Annotated in this window: 17 protein-coding genes; 9 read left to right on the forward strand and 8 right to left on the reverse strand. The window is 49.9% G+C overall.

Going from position 1 to position 19,105, the window contains the following annotated elements:
- Positions 1–44 precede the first annotated feature (44 nt).
- Positions 45–1,097 (reverse strand): bile acid:sodium symporter, encoded by a 1,053-nt coding sequence (locus AC52PS_RS04460; RefSeq protein ID WP_495561834.1) that lies wholly within the window; start codon positions 1,095–1,097, stop codon positions 45–47.
- Positions 1,098–1,129: 32 nt separating this feature from the next.
- Between AC52PS_RS04460 and AC52PS_RS04465 the strand changes: the two genes are divergently transcribed.
- Positions 1,130–2,704: a hypothetical protein gene (locus AC52PS_RS04465; protein WP_495561835.1), complete on the forward strand. Its 1,575-nt coding sequence runs from the start codon at positions 1,130–1,132 to the stop codon at positions 2,702–2,704.
- A 76-nt stretch (positions 2,705–2,780) separates the two neighbouring features.
- Positions 2,781–4,328, forward strand: a complete 1,548-nt coding sequence (locus AC52PS_RS04470; RefSeq protein WP_495561836.1) for a DUF6938 domain-containing protein — start codon at positions 2,781–2,783, stop codon at positions 4,326–4,328.
- On the opposite strand, the gene AC52PS_RS04475 is transcribed toward AC52PS_RS04470, so the two are convergent.
- Positions 4,289–5,302, reverse strand: a complete 1,014-nt coding sequence (locus tag AC52PS_RS04475; protein ID WP_495561837.1) for an aldo/keto reductase — start codon at positions 5,300–5,302, stop codon at positions 4,289–4,291. The two genes, AC52PS_RS04470 and AC52PS_RS04475, sit on opposite strands and share 40 nt — an antisense overlap.
- A 30-nt stretch (positions 5,303–5,332) precedes the next feature.
- Here AC52PS_RS04475 and AC52PS_RS04480 point away from each other — a divergent pair, with 30 nt between their 5' ends.
- Both AC52PS_RS04480 and AC52PS_RS04485 read left to right on the forward strand, forming a co-directional pair.
- Positions 5,333–6,856 (forward strand): sigma-54 interaction domain-containing protein, encoded by a 1,524-nt coding sequence (locus tag AC52PS_RS04480; protein WP_495561838.1) that lies wholly within the window; start codon positions 5,333–5,335, stop codon positions 6,854–6,856.
- Positions 6,853–7,824 (forward strand): hypothetical protein, encoded by a 972-nt coding sequence (locus AC52PS_RS04485; RefSeq protein WP_495561839.1) that lies wholly within the window; start codon positions 6,853–6,855, stop codon positions 7,822–7,824. The genes AC52PS_RS04480 and AC52PS_RS04485 overlap by 4 nt, the downstream gene beginning before the upstream one ends.
- Before the next feature lie 128 nt (positions 7,825–7,952).
- Here the strand turns inward: AC52PS_RS04485 and AC52PS_RS04490 are convergent, their stop codons facing one another.
- The 6 genes from AC52PS_RS04490 to AC52PS_RS04515 all read right to left on the reverse strand — a co-directional run bounded on the left by AC52PS_RS04490 (position 7,953) and on the right by AC52PS_RS04515 (position 15,701).
- A complete protein-coding gene (locus tag AC52PS_RS04490; protein WP_495561840.1) occupies positions 7,953–10,811 on the reverse strand; it encodes a hybrid sensor histidine kinase/response regulator in 2,859 nt (952 codons plus the stop codon).
- Positions 10,812–10,859: 48 nt separating this feature from the next.
- Positions 10,860–11,237, reverse strand: coding sequence for a hypothetical protein (locus tag AC52PS_RS04495; RefSeq protein ID WP_495561841.1), 378 nt, complete (start codon positions 11,235–11,237; stop codon positions 10,860–10,862).
- A gap of 227 nt (positions 11,238–11,464) precedes the next feature.
- Positions 11,465–11,806: a P-II family nitrogen regulator gene (locus AC52PS_RS04500; RefSeq protein ID WP_495561842.1), complete on the reverse strand. Its 342-nt coding sequence runs from the start codon at positions 11,804–11,806 to the stop codon at positions 11,465–11,467.
- Positions 11,807–11,829: 23 nt separating this feature from the next.
- Positions 11,830–13,212 (reverse strand): ammonium transporter, encoded by a 1,383-nt coding sequence (locus AC52PS_RS04505; protein ID WP_495561843.1) that lies wholly within the window; start codon positions 13,210–13,212, stop codon positions 11,830–11,832.
- 463 nt (positions 13,213–13,675) lie between these two features.
- Positions 13,676–15,217, reverse strand: coding sequence for a sigma 54-interacting transcriptional regulator (locus AC52PS_RS04510; protein WP_495561844.1), 1,542 nt, complete (start codon positions 15,215–15,217; stop codon positions 13,676–13,678).
- A gap of 103 nt (positions 15,218–15,320) precedes the next feature.
- On the reverse strand, positions 15,321–15,701 hold the full coding sequence (locus tag AC52PS_RS04515) for a hypothetical protein (RefSeq protein WP_495561845.1): 381 nt from the start codon (positions 15,699–15,701) through the stop codon (positions 15,321–15,323).
- Positions 15,702–16,081: 380 nt separating this feature from the next.
- Here AC52PS_RS04515 and rpsF point away from each other — a divergent pair, with 380 nt between their 5' ends.
- From rpsF to rplI, 5 genes are all read left to right on the forward strand, one after another.
- Positions 16,082–16,363, forward strand: coding sequence for a 30S ribosomal protein S6 (rpsF, locus tag AC52PS_RS04520; protein WP_495561846.1), 282 nt, complete (start codon positions 16,082–16,084; stop codon positions 16,361–16,363).
- Between the two features lie 17 nt (positions 16,364–16,380).
- On the forward strand, positions 16,381–16,854 hold the full coding sequence (gene ssb, locus AC52PS_RS04525) for a single-stranded DNA-binding protein (RefSeq protein WP_495561847.1): 474 nt from the start codon (positions 16,381–16,383) through the stop codon (positions 16,852–16,854).
- Between the two features lie 139 nt (positions 16,855–16,993).
- Positions 16,994–17,275, forward strand: a complete 282-nt coding sequence (rpsR, locus tag AC52PS_RS04530) for a 30S ribosomal protein S18 (protein WP_495561848.1) — start codon at positions 16,994–16,996, stop codon at positions 17,273–17,275.
- Positions 17,276–17,284: 9 nt separating this feature from the next.
- Positions 17,285–18,310 carry a hypothetical protein gene (locus AC52PS_RS04535; protein ID WP_495561849.1) on the forward strand — a complete coding sequence of 342 codons (1,026 nt, stop codon included), beginning with the start codon at positions 17,285–17,287 and terminating at the stop codon, positions 18,308–18,310.
- Positions 18,311–18,434: 124 nt separating this feature from the next.
- On the forward strand, positions 18,435–19,031 hold the full coding sequence (gene rplI, locus AC52PS_RS04540) for a 50S ribosomal protein L9 (protein ID WP_495561850.1): 597 nt from the start codon (positions 18,435–18,437) through the stop codon (positions 19,029–19,031).
- Positions 19,032–19,105: the final 74 nt, after the last annotated feature.

Here is a 19,105-nt window from a genome sequence, read left to right on the forward strand (position 1 = left end):
CTAATATGACGGACCGAAGGGCCACAACCCTTCGGTCCGTTTTTTCATCCTCCGACGGCTGCCCTGGCGCTGTGAAGTCCCGGCAGTTTCATGCGCCCCAGAATCAGCTGCATTGCATGATATATAATCAGCAGAGTTATTCCCCCATCCACAGCGGCTCCCGTATTGTTCAGCTGATGAAGCAGGGGAAGGCCCATGGCCATGGTTTTCTGAGTCCCCAGGTAATAGAGGGCGATTTGCTCATCCCCGGGAAGATTGTGTCCAAGCAAGAGGGTAATCCTGGAAATACCGGCATACAGCGTTGCTGCGCTGAGAACCGATACTCCTACACTCAGTCCTCCTGAGCGTTCCGCCGGGGAGATCAACACAATGAGCAGAATGATTACCTGAGAAATTCCCCCTGTGGGGGGCTTCATTTTTGTAAATTTCCTCAAAGCCATGAGACGCCGCAGCACAGTGCCTGCCAATAGCGGGAGACCGGCATTGAAAAGGAGGGACAAAATCATGGCGGCCGCTTCGGATCCTGAAAAGCCCGTGCTTCCCATTGGGAGCAGCAGGGAAACCAGCAGCGGCGAAAGAATGATGCCCAGAATATTGGCCAGTACGGCGTTAATTAATGCCAACTCAGAGGCTCCTCCGTCCAAACGGGTATATACTGTTGAGCTTGAAACCGTGGTGGGGAGCACAGAGAGAAGCAGCACCGCTGCAGGAAGTCCTAATGTCCGTATTCCGGGGAGAAGGGTTTCTAACCATGTAAGAATGAGAGCTGCAGGAATGCCGCATGCCAGGGGAAATACGAGGAAGATGTTCGCCTGACTCCGAAGATGAAAGTCTCCCCGTTTCATTCGGCTCACGAGAACCGAGGCATCCATTCCCAGGCCCTGAATGAAAAACAAAACGGCAACCAGGATATTTCCCATGGTCGAAGCTTCAAGCACCTGCTCTAGAAGATCTTTAGGGTGCCAATTGGGAGAAATTTGATGTATACTGAGAATAGCCAACAGCCCGATAAGAAACCAGTTGTTGTGTAAACGCCCTGCGATACCCGGACCTCCGGAGCTTCCTCCGGTATGCTTTATCCTGGAAGATTGCGGCATGATATATCCTTTACACCTATTTGGAGAGCATTTTGGAGGAACGAGCACCCAACCCAACACCAGAAGAGATTGTCAAGAACCGGCGGAGTATCAAGCGCCATATTCCGGTTCAGGGCTTTTTTCACTACCTCTCTTCGGATTTGTTGGGAATCCGCCAGTTTGCCCGGAATAACGGTATCATAAAGTTTTCATTTTTCATATTCATGCGCCTGGACAGTCAGCTTCCTGAGCGGTTTATTCAGCAGATACAGCGCTCCCTGGCCGAACCTCTTCATAAGGCTCTGTATCCGGTGGTGGAGAGCGGGTGGCGGTTTTTCCAGAAGCTTGAATACAATAAGCTCATATATCTGTATCAGTTTTCCCGGGATATAGCAGGCCTGGAACCGGGAACATTCAGTCAGTCACCAGGGAAAATCCTTGATCATATGCGCCATATTGAAACCGCCTACTACATCTTCTACAGCGATCCCAGCCTGCTTGCATCTCTGGAACGACAGCTTGAAATCTATGCAAAACTGGGGAATGTGCAGAAATTTCCTGTGGACGGAATAATCCGGGCCATTCAGATGCTTCTTTCCAGAAATTCCCAGCGTCTGACCCTCTATTCCCTGTTTGTATCCCTGAATTCCATGCATCATAAGCGCTTCTGCGATCTTGAAGATACCATTACCCAGGAAACCCGTAGCTATTTCGATCCCGATCATTTTGATATAGATGAGCATTTGAGACCGCTTTTGGAAAATTACACCAGTGAGGTAATTCTATCGGTCAAAAACCAGATGAAAAATCACAATGAGACCGCCCTGTATAAAGGGCTTCTTCCTCCTGGAGGGAAGACGGGTACCCATAACCTGAACCTACTCAAGCAGTTTTATAACGGCAATTCGGGGAACGAGGACCGCTTTACTCCAGAATTTGAAAATTTACACAGTTTTCTGGTGGTATTCTCCCAAAAGGTTCTAATTGAGTTCAGGGGAATTCTTATGTCTGAGGTAACCGTCACAGGAAAGAAGAAGGTGCGGATATTCGATACTGCGGTGTTCTCAAACTATTTTAAGCGGATCGCCTATATTAAGGATAAACTGGACAAGGCCATGCTGAAGGTTCCCCAATTCCCCAGGATGAGGTATCTGAGAGTGCTCTCCGAGGGAAGTATGGCGGTAACTACAAACGAAGAACCTATTTTCAGCAGCGTCTCGGAGCTTCTTTCCCTCTACTTTCAGATGTCCCGAACCCTGGCAAGAGTGCTGGCCCATGCTTCCGCTGCAAAAAATGAAGCCGGTGTTCCGGTGATCAGGCCGATCGCATATGAGGATATGCAGTTTTTTATTCCCTTCGAGAGCAGTCTCCAATACAGCTCGGCATTTCTTGCTGGCCAGACGGTTCGTGACGCACTGCGTACGGTGGCCAAGGTTCTGCTCCAGCTTTGCCTTGAACTCCGGGAGTCAGAGCTTATTACCATTATCAACAAAGATATTCACACCATGGAGACCCTGAAAAATCTGATTAAGGAGCTGAAACGGGTAAGTTCCCCCTCCCGTTATATGGAACTTCGGGAGGAGCTGGGAATTCGGGAACTGGAGCCAGAACTGAATTCAGGAAATTAGGGAAAGCCCCTGCACTGGAAAATACTCTTCACAAGGCCTACACTAGTATACATCAACATCATCTGAGGAAGGCTCTGTGTCTAAACAATATCCCAATCTTCCAGGTTCCCGGCAGCAGGATTTTTATCTCTTCGGAAACGGTATGAGCAAAAAATCTCTTGCGAAAGCCCGTCGGCGCTACCTGCGTCTGGCACGCCGCTACGGCAATCCAGATTCTCTGTACTATCCCCTGTCGCTCCATACTGCAGCCAAGGGGGCCAGCATATTCGGAATGAGATATCTCAAGTCCGGGGAAAAGCCAATGAATTGGTCCGGTGAGAATAGAGGCGAATACTGCGATCTGAGTTCCATTGAAAATCCGATTATTATCGGTACCATTCGCATGGGCTTCGGACATTACCGCATTGCACTGGCACTTGCTTCAGTAGCCAGTTTCCTGGGATACACACCGGTCTGGCTCGATCTTCTGGAAAATCCGAAAACAATTGCCAGCAAAATTATAACCGGTCTTGAGGGACTGTACAGCTGGGGCAGCCGTCTCAGTGAACGGCTGCCATTGTTCAATGCCCTGATTTGGGAGAAGGTTACCGACAGAATTGCCCGTAGGCTGGAGTATCAGTTGCGTGACTGGCACATGAGCAGGTTCTTCGCACCGAATATCAGGGCCATTCCTGAAGATGTTCCGTTTCTCTCGGTACATCCCTGGGCTGCCCAGGCGGCAATTCACGCAGGTATGAAGCGGGTCATTACTGCTATTCCCGATAACCTTGCCCTGGCATTTCATCTTGCACCCGGGAGCATTCACTGTGTTCAGGGACCGTCTGCATATCAGGGGTACAGAACCCTCAGGAATATGGGCAGGAAGGGACAGGTGCTCAAGCCCATGTCCGACGAACACGTGAAGTACAGCGGCCATTTTGTGGATCACGAACTGGTGGTGAACGCCCAGGAAGACTGCGATCGCAGAATTAGACGCCATGAACGGGATGAACCGAGGCGGTTCCTGCTTACAATTGGAGGAGCAGGGGCTCAGATGAAGAAATTCCAGTTTATCATCCGGCAGCTGAGCTTGAAGCTTCGCAAGCAGCAGATGGCGCTTTTTGTGAATCTGGGCGACCACGAAAAACTCTTGAATCCTCTTCTTGGCTTTCTGGAGGATGTTGGGCTTGATACACGGGTCTACCGCAGCTGGGAGGACAGTTTCGCCTTTGCCCGGGAAGCCTATGATTCACCGGTGCATGGTGTACATGTATTCCTCCATGATGAAGTGCTTCCTGCGGTGTACATCACCAATCTGCTCATGCGCTCCTGCGACCTTCTGATAACCAAACCTTCGGAGCTTTCCTTTTATCCGGTTCCCAAGCTATTCATCCAGCGGGTGGGACGGCACGAGGCATGGGGGGCAATTCGGGGAGCTGAGATCGGAGACAGCACCATGGAAACAGTTGGGGAAAATAATCTGATTCAAACTCTGAATCTCCTGAGTGAGAGCCGGGATCTCATCCCCATGATGTGTGAAAATATTCTCAATAACCTTGAAGCCGGAATTTACCATGGAGCTTACAAGGTTATCGATTTTGCGGTTCAGGGCAATGCTTCCCCCCTGGATAAAACAAACATCTGATACCACTCTTCCCGGCTGAGCAGGCTCTTTTCAGCTCCTGAGCAGGCTGTCAATCGGCCCGGATGGGTGGAACCGATCACCGGCACAATACCCGCCGGATGCCGCATAACCCAGGAAACTACAATGGCTTCCGGTGAGCTGTTTTTTTTATCAGCCAGGGTAGATACATAATCCCGTAGTCGCTGCTCGGATTCAGAAAGGTCTGTACCGCCGCCGCTGTAACGGCCCCGGAAAAGGGGGGCCCATGCCTGGATCTGGATTCCCTCCATCATACAGTATTCCAGGGTGTCTTGGTTTCTCGGAGCCGAGTCCCCATGGTTCTGGTTAACCAGCACTCCAGCTTCTATAAGATTGCGGTGACCAAGGCTGATCTCCATTTGGTTTACTACCACGTCTATTTCGCCGAGTTTCCTCAACGCTTCGATTTGGGCCCCCGAATGATTGCTTACCCCTATATGGTGAATCAGCCCCTCTTTCTGCAGAGTCCGAAGTTCTTTGCCCAGGGAGGGAATATCCACCAGAGGATCGGGCCGGTGAAGTAAAAACATATCCAGGTATCCGCAGTTCAGCCGCTCAATAATACCTTCGACCGAAGATCTGATATACTCCGGAGAGAAGTCATAACGTCCCGGCATTCCACTGCCGCCGTCATCGGGGAACCGGATTCCCGCCTTGCTCTGCACGATTATTGACTCCCGGAACCCCGCGTCCTGCTTGGCCAGAAACCTTCCGAAGAGTTCCTCCGATTTGCCCCTGCAGTAAATATCAGCATGGTCGAAGGTACTGAAGCCCAGTTCCAGGGCTTTTTCCAGGGTGGCAAATCCCTGTCCGGTCTGCTCATCGGTCAAAGGAGCTGTATCCCAGGAGGAGGCAAGATTCATGCATCCGTATATCATGCTTTGACGGCCCAGGGCCTCGGTGAGCCGGTTTTCCCGGCGCATAGCGGAAATATCCGCCTGATTCAATTGTTTCATATCTACAGCTTAGCTTGCGGGGACGGTTGAATGTCAAGTATGATTGGCTACATGGAGTATCTCTACTCATGGCTTGGAAACAGCGATATCCGCCTTATCGATGATCGGGAGCACCCCGGACCCCTCTGTCAGGCATTATTGGTGCGGAAACCCGAGCGGGCATATATTCTTAGTAATGCAGGTCCCGGGGTGCTGCGGGACTATGCGAACCGTCTTACACGCCGGCTGGAATCCGCTGGAATTCAATGTAACATCCATCCCCTGGGGGTGGAGCTTGAGGATCCCACAGATTACCGGGAAATCTATCTGATTGTTCACAGGACTCTCCAGGATAATCCTCCTGACGACGGTGGAAGGGTATTTCATTTATCGCCGGGTACTCCCGCAATGGCTGCCCTCTGGATGGTATTCTCCCAGAGCCGCTTTCCGGCACGGCTCATTCAAAGTTCAAGGGAGCAGGGAATACGGGAGGTAAATCTGCCCTTCGAGCTGGAGGCTCGGAATCTTCCGGGTATATCTGCCCTGCTTTCCAGGATTATGGAAGAGGAAGAGCCCAGCGATTCAGCATTCCGCCATATTATCCACTCCCATAATTCGATGAAACGCCTCATTTCCCGGGCAAAAAAAGCTGCGCTCTTTGATATCCCGGTACTGGTTATGGGTGAGTCGGGTACTGGGAAGGAGCTGATTTCCCGGGCTCTCCATAACAGCGGCCCGAGAAAACATGCTCCCTTTGTGAGCATTAACTGCGGGGCGATTCCCCGGGAGTTAATGGAGTCTGAACTGTTCGGCCATGTAAAGGGGGCGTTCACCGGCGCTGAAAGGGAACATCCCGGTGCATTCCGCCAGGCCAGGGGAGGCAGTCTATTTCTTGATGAGATCGGGGAACTGCCTGTGGATCTTCAGGTTAAGCTTCTGCGGGTTTTGCAGGAAGGTGAGGTGCAGCCCCTGGGAGCAGTCAAGCCGGTACCAACCGATGTTCGGGTAATTGCCGCCACCAATAGATATCTTCCCGAAGAAATCCACAGAGGCAATTTCAGGGCCGATTTGTTTTATCGCCTGGCTGTAGCCATCCTGCAAGTCCCGCCTCTGCGGGAACGCAGGGAGGATATCCGGATCATAAGTGAACATCTCCTGACCGGGATAAACGAAGAATTCAGCAAGGTGGATACCCAGTGGAACCCCCGCTTTCTTCATGAAGACGCTCAGGATTTTATTGATGCCTATCCGTGGCCGGGTAATATCCGTCAGCTGTCCAACACGTTGAAACAGGCGGCGTTATGGAGCGAATCGTCAGAAATATCAAGGGAGGAGATCATGGATTTGCTAAGTGTAGTCCCCGGAGACGGGGAACAGACGAATCCTACGGACTATTCCGGGGCATTAAATCTTCGGGAGGAACTTGATGAAATCGCCCGCAGCCGCATACGTGACAGTTTACTGCGTAATCGCTGGCAGATCGGCAGCACTGCACGGGAATTGGGTTTCAGCAATCATCAGACCCTGAGCAACTGGATGAAGCGCTTAAACATATCTTATAATGAGGGAATATGATTCAGCTATTCTATTTTGTGACATCCGCAGCAATGATGGTCAGCATCGGCATTGCCTGGCTTAGTTCAATTTGGTATCTGAGAACCGCAGATCTTCTTTATCGGGATCTGACCCGATTGTTTCTTTTCGCAATGCTCCGTCTGATCATTCAAAATACCGTGTATATTTATTACAACATGGGTAATGCACTCTTCCTTAACATTCTGTATGTTTCAGTGGCTCTTGATACCATCTTGGTGGCCATGCTGAGCTATTATTTTCTGAACTTGTTTCTCCGTCTTATCGGCTGGAATAAGGGGCCGGTGTTCCGGATATTTCCCCTGTTTTATGCCGGAGCCGTCTTCGCGGGAAGTGCAGCCAATCGTATCGTATATTTTTTTGGTCGAAATTCAGGGGAAATCCTTCAACAGATCAGCCGGGGGTATGCCCTGCAGTTTGTCATTCTTCTTATACTCTGTGTGATTGTTCTGTTTTTTAACCGTCGCTACCGCCGTGAAGGGGATATCATTCACCGCAGCGTCTGGTCCGGATTTATTGCCATGTGCATTATGTTGATTCCTGCATATTTCGCCGACCATTTTATTCACACAAGTTATTGGATAGAGACAAGCAGAGCCCTTTACAACAGCGGGTTTTTCAGCAGCATTGCATTGATACTGGCCATGCTTCCGGTTCTCTTTCAAATGCTTACGGTGATCACCAGATTCAGAAGCGCTCTCACATTTATCGATATTGATAAAGCCATCGAAGCCATCCGCAGCAAGGTTGAGCTCAGCGACACCCAGGAGGAAATACTCAGATATTTCTTTTCCAGAGGGTGGGGGGACAGTCTGCAGTTTTACGGGTATTTGAAAGTACGGCGGGAAATGTCTCCATTATTGAAAAAGATGGGTATTTCCAGCCTTTTTTACCTTGTTCACCGGGTGGAAATTGAACAATTCCCCGAACTGGAGCAGAAGCTGGTGTGATCAACTTCTAAATCAGATAAAGCCCCAAAGAGTGTGGAAACGGCTGCCGAGCTGCTCCTATGCCGGTTTTGGTATGCGCTAGCGCCTGTCAGATTGCTTTCCACACTCTTTGGGGCACTCTGTATGGATCATAGTTCTTCATTGAGTATGTGCTGCTCACAGTAATTCTGCACCTCTTCAAATGCCTGAAAGAGAGTTTGAAGCATGGAAAACAGCTCGTACCCGTCGGATGAATCTTCTTTCCCGGTTCCGTGAAGATCCATTCGGGACTTGAGAATTTCTTCAATTTCACCGGCCTGTTGAGCCAGACTCCCGGCGAAAAGCAGCTGCGCACCGCTGCGCAGGGAGTGGACGAGGCGGTGACTTTCCTTCCAATTCTCCTGCGCCATGAGTTCCTGCAGCTGCTGAAGGCTTTTTTCGCTCTCCGCAAGAAAGCCTTCCAGAAGAATGAATGCCTGATGACTGTCGCCATCTAAAGTATCTACCACTTTGCCCATTTCAATGGGGGTATTGTGACCATTACTTGAATCGTTGAAAGCAGGTGCCTTCCGTGCATCTGAGTGCCGGCAGCTTCGATCAATAATTGAAATCAGCTCTTCTCTGGTAAAGGGCTTGAGCAGGGCTGAATCGAATGGGCCGCTTCCATCATTTAATTGCTCAACCAGTTCCACATCGGCAGAAATTGCAATGAAGCAGGAATTTTGCCGTGCTTCCAGTTTCCGGAGTTTTTCTGCCAGTTCAATACCATCAACTTCCGGAAGGTGGAGATCCAGCAGAATGATATCATAGGGCTTGTTGGCAGCGGTGGCAAGAATTTCATTTCCGCCGCCCATGCTGTCGAGATTGCATCCGCTATCGCTCAGGTAGTAACTGATCAGTTCCCGGGTTACCGGATAATCCTCGCCCAGGAGTACGCGTCTGCCTTTAAGAAAACTCCGGGGAGTCTCCCTTGCTGGAAAAACATGGTCATCTTTCCGGTGCTGTTCAGCTGAACGGGCTTCTTTCAGGGGGATAGTAAAGAAAAACTCGCTACCATCACCTTCTTTGCTCGTTACCTCCAGACGGCCTCCCATACGTTCCACAATCCGGCGGGAAATGCTAAGGCCGAGACCGGTTCCGGTAAAACGCCGGGCTACCGTCTCGTCCCCCCGGTTATATGCGTCAAAGATTTCATCATGCTTGCTTTCCGGAATGCCGATACCCCGGTCCCGTACGGAAAAACGAAACAGTCCATCCTCGGCACGGGTAATGCTCATGTGAATATCTCCCCGTTCACAGTACTTCACTGCGTTGCTGAGAAGATTTGAGAGGACCTGATACAGCCGAAATCGGTCGCTGTACACAAAAGAAGGGATAGATGAATCCATCACAAGAAAAATTCGGGGTCTGAGAGAATGATCATGCACCTGAAAGCTTTGGATAAGTTCCCGGCTCATCTCCTGCAGTGAAATTGCTTCTTCATTCAGTTCCAGCCCTCTGGTCTCCATCTTTTCCTGATCCAGAATCTGGTTGATGAGATGAAGAAGCTTACCTGCTTCCCCCGACATGATATCCAATTTTGACCGGGCAGAGGGGGCGGACAGGCTATTCTTCAGCAGTTCGCTGTAGCCCATGAGTGCGTTTAACGGAGTCCGCATTTCATGACTTACAGCGGCAAGAATTGCGGTTCTGGCTTCCAGGGCCTGTTGCAGCTCTCTGGTTTTCTGATCAACCAAGTCCTCCATGGATGTATGGTAGGATCGAAGGTTGTCACTCATCTGCTTAAGGTGGATAGTAATATCGCTGAATTCCCTGCTGATGAAATTGCTGCGGATCTTGGTAGGATACGAACCGGCGGCGATAATATTCAATGCATCCTGGATCTCCCTCAGCGGGGCGGTAATTCCCCTTGAAAGAAGATACCCCAGCATACTGAAAATTATCCCGATTACCCCTCCGAGAATGAGAATCATTCGGCGGTTCTCAATAAGGGTTCCCAAAATTTGATCCTCATCCATGAACATGCCGATGGTCCACGACCAACCGTCTGCGGACATATTCCTGAAGACTCCATAGTAATTGGATTGCCCGTGGCTGAATCGCAGCCGCTGAATTCGCTGGGCTGAAGCCGCGTTATCAGACAGTCGCTGTTGAGATTGGGTAGAGCCGTAGCGCAGGAGGGCAGTTTCCACCGCAGTATTCCGGTAATCCACAATGCTGCTCAACCTGTCCCCCGGAGGCTCTATGGTATCGGTGATACCTCCGGAAATGGCCAGAAAGCGCCGGTTTTCATCAATAATGAACAGGGAACTGTCGGATTGTTTGGCGGTTTGTCCCACAAATTCACTGAGGTTCTGAAGAGTAAGATCAACACCGATAACCCCTTGCAGCTCACCGGTATTTGTATACACCGCCCGTGCAGTGGTGATTCCCGGTGATTGGCTGGTAAAAAAAAGATATGGATCTGTCCATATCTCATCGGATGACCCAACGCTTTGCTGATACCAGGGGCGTTTCCTGGGATCGTAGGTGTCAGGTACTTCGTTTTTTTCCTGCTGCAAGCGCTGGTTGGAGTCATAATAGATGTATTTTGCGCTTCCGGTATTCCGAATGATTTTTGTGAAATGCCCCCGGGGATCCTGATCGTTGTAGCGGCTGGACATAATGAACTGTCCGTCGGGGGTTGCGTAAAATATGGCTGAAATCTGAGAGTTGATATTCATGAGGCTGTAGAAGCTCTCATTCAGTTCCTGAAAATCCAGGCTGTCCAGTACCTGATGCTCAGCCAGCTGCCGCAGAAGCTGAACCGCATCGCTTGCGGTGACCAGATGCTCCTTGGTCTGCTGATATATAAAATCCGAGGATTGCTGCATGATCTCATCTGCATGATCCACAAAGGTTCGTTGAGATGTATAGCTGTAAACTCCCAGAGTCAGAGAAACTGTAATAAGAATGAGGATAAAAAAGCTTGCAGGAAATAACGTGTGAAAAGATATCTTTGACCACATTTTAGCATTGTACCAGATATTCAGCGGATGTGCTCAAGCTCCTGGTATTTATGGGCGGGTCAATTCCCGAATTTGGTTTTCAAGGCTTCGAATGTTCGTTTCCAGGGTGGAAAGAACAAATTCCTGACGCAATCCCAGTCCGTTTCTCCTTCTCAGTGTGGTGCGCAGGCGGGAAATATCAATTTTGGAAAGGGCATCATGAAGTTTTCCGGTGAGTTGGAGACAGTGTTCCAGTCGGAAACCGCTTACACCAAAGTATTCCATATCATACAGTTCATTTCTCAGGTTCTGCATATGACTTTCGGTGAAGAGGTGAGGGGGAAGGGTGGCGATGAGCCATGAATGGTCAAGATGATTCTGAAGGAATTCCCGGAGATTCCGAATTCGAATGCTTTGGAACTCCGTTACGCCGTTAAGTGTCTGCATACCAACCCCCATATTCTAAGGATCGGCATCCGAATGAAGCATCACCAGCGCTTTTTTCATGAAACGCATGCCGAAAAAAACAGGGGCATGCACTCTCTGCATCTGAAAAAAAAAGTCCGGCAGCCGCCGGGGCAGACAGGCTCTGCAGCCTGATCTGCGCCCGGGACACCGGACAAAAGTGATGAAAAGGTAAGACCTCCTTAATATGACCGCTGATTCGGGGGACCTCAGCCTATGGCCACTTCTCCCTTTTCACCGCTTCGGATTCTGATTACATCTTCCAGGGGAGAGATCAGAATCTTGCCGTCACCGATATCTCCGGTTCGGGCTCCTTTGATAATTGCATCTACGGTGGTTTTGACATACTCGTCATTCACCGCTATTTCGATGCGGACTTTTTTCAGGAGATTCACCTCGTAGGCGATCCCCCGGTACGACTCTTTGTACCCCTTCTGCTGACCCGCACCCAAGACGTTGGATACGCTCATCTTAAAGATCTCTGCCTTGTACAGTTCATCTTTAACATCGTGCAGCTTATGGGGCTGAATAAATGCTGTAACCAATTTCATATGCATAGCTCCTCGACGTATGATTAAAGGTTGGAGAAAATCTGGAAACCGGCATATGAATCAGTAGCATGCTCGGTAATATCCAGACCCGTGCGCTCGTCTTTCTCGTCCACTCTCAGGCCCATGGTCTTCTTAACTGTGAAGAACAGGATGAATCCGGTAACCAGGGTCCAGATCAGATATGCCAGCACACCCAACGCCTGTACTCCAAGCTGCTGCAGTCCGGCTGAGAAATCGAAGAAAATACCCACAACACCGGGATCATTCACCCCGTTGGCGAACAGACCGATTGCCAGCGTACCCCATGCACCGTTAATACCGTGCACGGAAATTGCACCAACCGGGTCGTCTATGTGAAGAACCTTATCGAAGAACTCTACAGAGAGTACCACCAGAATACCAGCAACAAGACCGATAATGATTGAAGCACCTGGTCCTACAACCCATGTACCTGCGGTAATACCCACAAGTCCTGCCAGAGCACCGTTGAGTGACATTGAGGGATCGGGTTTACCGAACCATACCCATGATGTGATCATGGCTGCGATGGCACCTGCGCTGGCTGCCAGGGTGGTGGTGACTGCAACGTGACCGATTGTGGCATCATTTCCGCTGAGGGTGGAACCTGCATTAAATCCGAACCATCCGAACCAAAGGATAAATACACCCAGAGCCGCCAGGGGCAGGCTGTGTCCGGGGATCGCCTTGGTGACTACCTTGTTTCCCACTTTGGTGTATTTGCCGCTCCTGGGTCCAAGAACCACGGCACCTGCCAGGGCCGCCCATCCACCGAGACTGTGAACAAGGGTTGAACCGGCAAAGTCATGGAAACCGAGCTGTGCCAACCAACCGCCTCCCCAATGCCAGTGACCGGCAATAGGATAAATCAGAGCTGAAATAAATACCGAATACACCAGATATGCAGTGAACTTGGTCCGCTCGGCCATTGCTCCTGACACGATGGTCGCGGCAGTGGCTGCGAATACCACCTGGAATATCCAGTCCCGGTAAATGTCGGTCATGGCGGAAACGCCGTACGCTTCAAGACCTGCGGGACTGTAGTTCAGGAAGAACGCTTCGCCGCCGGCACCGCCGATCCAACCGCCGATACTATTACCGTACATGAAGGCCCAACCGATGGCCCAATAGGCGATAGCACCTACGGAAAAGTCCATCAGGTTTTTCATGATAATATTACCCGAGTTTTTCGCCTGGGTAAGTCCAATCTCCACCATGGCGAATCCGGCCTGCATAAAAAAGACCAGTGCTGCCGCCAGTGTCAGCCAGATCATATCCACAGCTGCCGCAACGGTCTCTGCCGTAAGATCCTGTGCGCTGAGAATACCTGTGCTGAGAAGAAGGGCTATTACTACAAGAATTGCAGAAATGCGGAATTTCCCCTTCATACTTCCTCCTTTACCTTTCTGTTTCACCTACGCCCGGGATACCGGCGTATGGTGAATGTGAGCTGTACACATCCGGTTTTCCGAATGTCTCACGTTTACAGGATTGTATTTGCCATCTGTTATGCAGGAAGCGTGCCAAAAACCGATGCGTATAGTGAATAAAGTACTTGCCAGGGTTCTAACTATTTGTGGAGAGGGAACTTAAGAAAGTGAAAAAAATTTTGAATGAGAAACCGTTTGCGTATGCCGATAAAGAAAAAGATACAAAAATGTAATTACTATATGCTAAAAGTACATAAATGTAGGGTATATACATGCTACGCACGTATTCGGATCATTCCTGAGGGACATCTCAGTCAGGAGCGGGAGGGGGGATTCCGGGAGTTATGAACTGAAGGGCCGGGTTCTCCGGCAAATGAGAAAAGCGCCCGGAAAATCGGGCGCCGTGGAAGTACAGAGTTCTCTAACGGTAGATCCTGGGATCCACGTTGTGCTTTTTTACTCTCAGGCCCATCTTCCGCTCTGTAAGATCCAGAAGCCGGGCGGCTTTGGCCATATTACCCTTGGTGGATTTCAGTGCATCCTGCAGCAGTTCCCGTTCAAGGGAATCCAGAGCTTCCTGCAGGCCTTCATTCAGCCGGGTACCGGTGGATTCGGCGGATTGAAGACTTGGGGGTAAATGGTGGGAATGAATTACGTTATCAATACTCAAAAGCACCGCACGTTCAACGCAATTCTCAAGTTCCCTCACATTTCCCGGCCAGTGGTAGTTGGTGAGCAGTTCAATAGCCGGTGTGGAGATTCTGCGAACAGTTTTCATATTCTGCTTGTTGTATTTGGCAATAAAATGATCGGCCAAGAGTAAAATATCGCTTTTCCTGTCCCTGAGGGGGGGAATATGTACAGGAAATACATTCAATCGGTAGTAGAGATCTTCCCGGAAAATATTTTGATTCATCAAGTCTTCCAGATTCCGGTTGGTGGCGGCGATTACCCGCACATTGGTGCGAATCGTATCGTTGCCTCCCACCCGTTCAAATTCTTTTTCCTGAAGTACCCGCAGGAGCTTCACCTGGGTGGTGGGGGAGAGGTCTCCGATTTCATCCAGGAAGATGGTGCCGCCGTTTGCCATCTCAAAGCGACCCTTCCGGGTGGCGATAGCCGAAGTGAATGCACCTTTTTCATGCCCGAAAAGCTCGCTTTCAATTACCGTCTCCGGTAATGCTGCGCAATTGACCTTGACGAAGGGTTTTCCCGATCGATGGCTGTTGTAATGAATAGCATGCGCCACCAGTTCTTTTCCTGTACCGCTTTCCCCCCGGATCAGTACAGTGGCATCTGACCGGGAAACCTGTGCGATCATATCGAATACATTCTGCATGGATTTTGAGTTGCCGATAATATTCGCAGGCTTAAAACGGTCCCTGAGCTCATCCTGCAGTCGCTGGTTTTCCTCCATGAGCACCCGCTTCTCTTCCATTACATCCCTGCGGATTTTTACCGCCTGAGCAAGCATTGACGCAATAATTGAAAGCAGCCGGGTACGCTGCTCCAGCAACACGTCGTTCTCCGGGCTGGGAATGTCCACCGAGAAAGCACCGATGGTAGTGTTTCCCAGTTTAATTGGAACACAAAGAAAGGCGTGCTCCTGTTCAGGGGTCTGTGCCCGGGCACCGGTACGGTTGAGAAATTCCAGACTGTCTGATATCTTGGGAATTATTCTCGGAATTCCCGATTCAACAACCTTTCCGGTAATTCCCTCTCCCAATTGATACTGACCTTTTTCGATCTCCTCATCACTGAGACCGTAGGCAGACTCTATAAAAATCTCTTCGGTGTTGGTATCCAGCAGAGAGATGGTTCCCCTGAGCATACCGAATTCTTCGCCCACGGCTTCTAGTACCGGGTCCACTACCTGTTTAATGTCCAGACTCTGGTCAAGAATCTGGCTGATGGAAAATAATAGCGACAGTTCTTCAAGTTGTTGTTCCGGAGATTCTGACATATGTGCGTTCACCTTTGTACCTCAATTCCTATACTACATAATTGTAAGAATGTGAGCAAGGGCATACTATTTTGAAGGGAAATACACGTGGGAAATATCCGTCTCAGGCTTCATCCTGGGAATCATCGAAGAGAATTTGGTATTCCTGCTGGCTGACAATATTTTTTTCATCCCCTTGGGGAATGGTAGCATTCAGGGAATCGTCAATTTCCATCATATCCTCTTTTTGACCGCGGATAATCTGGTTGAACCGGGATACATATTGCCGGATTTCAGAAGCGAAAGGCAGTTGCTCTCCGATCAGATCTTCAAGGAGCAGCACCAGGTCCCGTTTTGCCAAATAGAGATCTCTCAGATGCTTTTCCTGATTCACCAAATGGTCGTTTTGGCCCAGTGAGTTCATGAGGGTTTTCAGGGACTCGTCGCAGAACATGATGTCTTCAATAATCTTGTCCAGGAAGTAGGAGGGGTCGATCTTCAGCATACACCCTCTGCGAAGATCTCTGATGAGCAACGCGATAAAGAATATATTTGCATCGTAATGTACCTGAGCGCTCACGTCTCTATACCTCTCTATACAGGGCTGACGGGATAGTACTGCTTCGCCCTATTGATATACTTCGGCGGAGAAGGGCCTCAGCTTGACAGCGAAAGGCTCAGCATGATATTTTTAGCAACCAAATTTCCCTGTAGAGGGAGAATATATCAACACGAGAATCTGACATCCGAAAAAAAGACAGAAAGGTAATACTTTTTGCCTCTTTGCCATTCTGACCGGTTTTCAAGCCGGTCCCCGGTCCATGGAATGGTCGATGTCACCGGCTCGAGTAAGCTCGGCCGATGATTGGTCCGTGAGGAGGAACAATGCGCACATATGAAGCCGCCTGTGTTTTTAAGGCGGAAGAAGAAAAGTACCAGGCTTCCCGGGAGGAAGTGCTGGCAGTACTGAAGGAACTTGGTGCCGAATCCATTAAAGAACACGACATGGCGGTACGCACCCTTGCATACCAGATTGAAGGTGAACTTCAGAGTCATTATTTGGTGTTCGAATTCAAAATGGATCCCGCATCAGCACATCAAATTGAAGACCGGGTGAAATACTTCGACGATCTTCTGCGAATACTGGTAACCCGCCAGGACGACTAGAATAACCGGAGGGCCCTATGGCTTCAGACCTCAATTCAGTAACACTTGTCGGGCGCCTAACCCGTGACGCTGAACTCAAATACAGCACCAACGGCACCGCAATTGCCCGATTTTCTATTGCAAATACTCAGAGCCGGAAAAGCGGCGATCAGTGGACCGAAGAAAGCCATTTTTTTGATGCAGTGCTTTTGGGAAGGCGTGCAGATGCTTTACAGCGCTATCTCTCCAAAGGGCAGCAGGTGGTGGTGCTGGGTACGCTGCAGCAGAACAGGTGGCAGGATAAACAAACCGGACAGAATCGAAGCAAGGTTGAAATATTGGTGAACGATATTCAGCTTGTGGGAAATAAACCCGGCGGAGGCCAGAACCAGGGCGGATATTCCAATCAGGGTGGAGGCTACAGCCAAAACTCACCCCAGCAGGGAGGCGGATTTAGCAACCAGGGTCCGGCTCCTGTTGATGACGGATTCGATGACGATATTCCGTTCTAGGCAGGCATATTCAGCCTGCGGCGATTTGTGAAACCGAAGATATTGAGAAACCCTCGAGATCTTGAGAAATCGCAAACCATATACATATAGATGGATGTGATTTCGACCCTATTACAGGGATTTATGTTGGAGGATAAACATGAGCGATTCAAGAAACAACGATAGAAACAGTGATGACCGGGACAACCGGCGCCCCCCGCGCCGCGGCGGTGGAAAACCCTTCTTTAAGAAGAAGGTAGACAAAATTAAGACGCAGAATCTCACCGTTGATTATAAACACCCTGAAATTCTTCGCCGTTTTGTAACAGACAAGGGAAAAATTCTTCCCCGCCGTATTACCGGAACCAGTGCAAAAAATCAGCGGCGTCTGGTCCGGGAAATTAAGAAGGCCAGATATTTGGCACTTCTTCCCATGGGATAATCGGAAAAAGTGAATCCAATTGGAAATCCCCGGAATAGTGGAAGACTGCTGAGAACACCCGGCGGTTCTCCAGGTTCTTCCGGGGGCAATGATGTAAAGACCGGATTAATCAGCGGTCTGGTATCCGGTGTGCTCCTGGGCCTGGGGATGATAAATATGCTATTTATTGTTCCCCTGCAGTTTGCAGCATTCAGGCAGGGAATGAAAAGCTTCGGCTATGCCTTCATGACTTCTGCAGGTATAGCCGGTGTTATTCTGCTGATACGGGGGCTTGAGCAGCCTCAGGTAAGCGTGTACTTCAGCGCCGCCGGTATGTTGATCGGGCTTCTGATTTTGAACCTTCGAAGAATCACTTTTGGAGGGAAAGAATCGGAGCGTACCTACCGCATTATACCCATCTGGCTGCGAATACTGGCCGCTTCTGTGGCCACTTCTGCAGGAATGACGGCGGTGCTGTATCAGTTTTCCAATGGCGGAGGCTGGGAACAGTTGCTTCAATTACTCTCGGGGGGGTCGTCCCAGGGGGATTTGCTGAATCAGCTAATGCCCGGTATGGACGGCGAACAGCTGCTGGAACTGTCAAAACAGGTGATATACCGTTCCTTGGGTCTAAGTTCCCTGCTGGTTTTGCTGATCGGGGCTTCTCTGGGACTGCTTTTGGCAGGGGGTTCCCGAATACTGCTGTTTTTACTCAGACGCTTTGCCATGCCCCAGCTTTTTGTGTGGGTGTTTATCGTGAGCCTGGCAGGGCTGATGATCGCCGAGCGTTTCGCAGTGTTACCCATGGCGTACATCGGCTGGAATTTGTTTCTTATTTCCGGTTTGCTCTATGTTTTACAGGGTTTGGGGGTAATCCTTCGTCTGGCACAGACCCGGCCCCTGTTAAGAACCATGCTGCCGGGACTATTAATCCTTGGAGTACTGCTCCCGGGACTGAATCTGATATTTTTGGGGATGCTGGCATTGTTCGGTATTTCCTCAATCTGGATACATTATTCGAGTGGAACCGCCTCCGGCGGTTCGGCGGGATCCTGACCTCCGGTTCGTTGATCCGGTTGCCAGGATTCGAAGTGGCTGTGGACCTCAGGTTTGATCATGGGTTTCCATGTTTCGCCCCGGGGTAATGCATCCAAAAGAATAAATTTTTAAGGACAGGTCAATGAAGGTAATATTAAATACTGACATTGCAAGCCTTGGTGAAGAAGGGGATATTATAAATGTCTCTCCGGGATATGCCCGGAACTATCTTCTTCCCAAAGGTATGGTTTCCATGTACAACAAGACCAACCTTGCCGTACTGGAAAGCCGAATGAAAGCCATCGAGAAGCGGAAAGAAGAAAAGCGGCAAAATGCACTTTCTCTGAAAGAGCGGCTCAATGGCACCACGCTTCAGTTCAACATGCCCGCAGGAGATAACGGTAAACTTTTTGGTGCCGTTACTTCCCAAATGATCGTGGATGAACTTGCCAAGCAGGGGATGGAAGTGGAACGGAAGAAAGTTGAAATTCCCGGACACACATTGAAAACCCTTGGTAACTACAAGCTGAAAATCAAGCTGTACGGAGATCATGATGCGGATCTGGGCGTAGATATCCAGAAGGAAGGTGGAAAAGCCGATGCTGCCCCTGCAGCTGCTGCCAAAAATGAAAAGCCTGCAGCTGCCGCCGCCCCAAAGGAATCCGAGCAAACCACGGCAGAAGAGAGTGAAGCTGCTGCCGGTGAAACAGAAGAGAAAGCCGGAGAAGGCGAAGAATAGTTTTCGCTAATCATTTTCTTCTCATCAATAGAATGCCGTCGACAGGATCTGTCGGCGGCATTATTATATGCATA

The organism is Salinispira sp. (assembly GCF_059431795.1).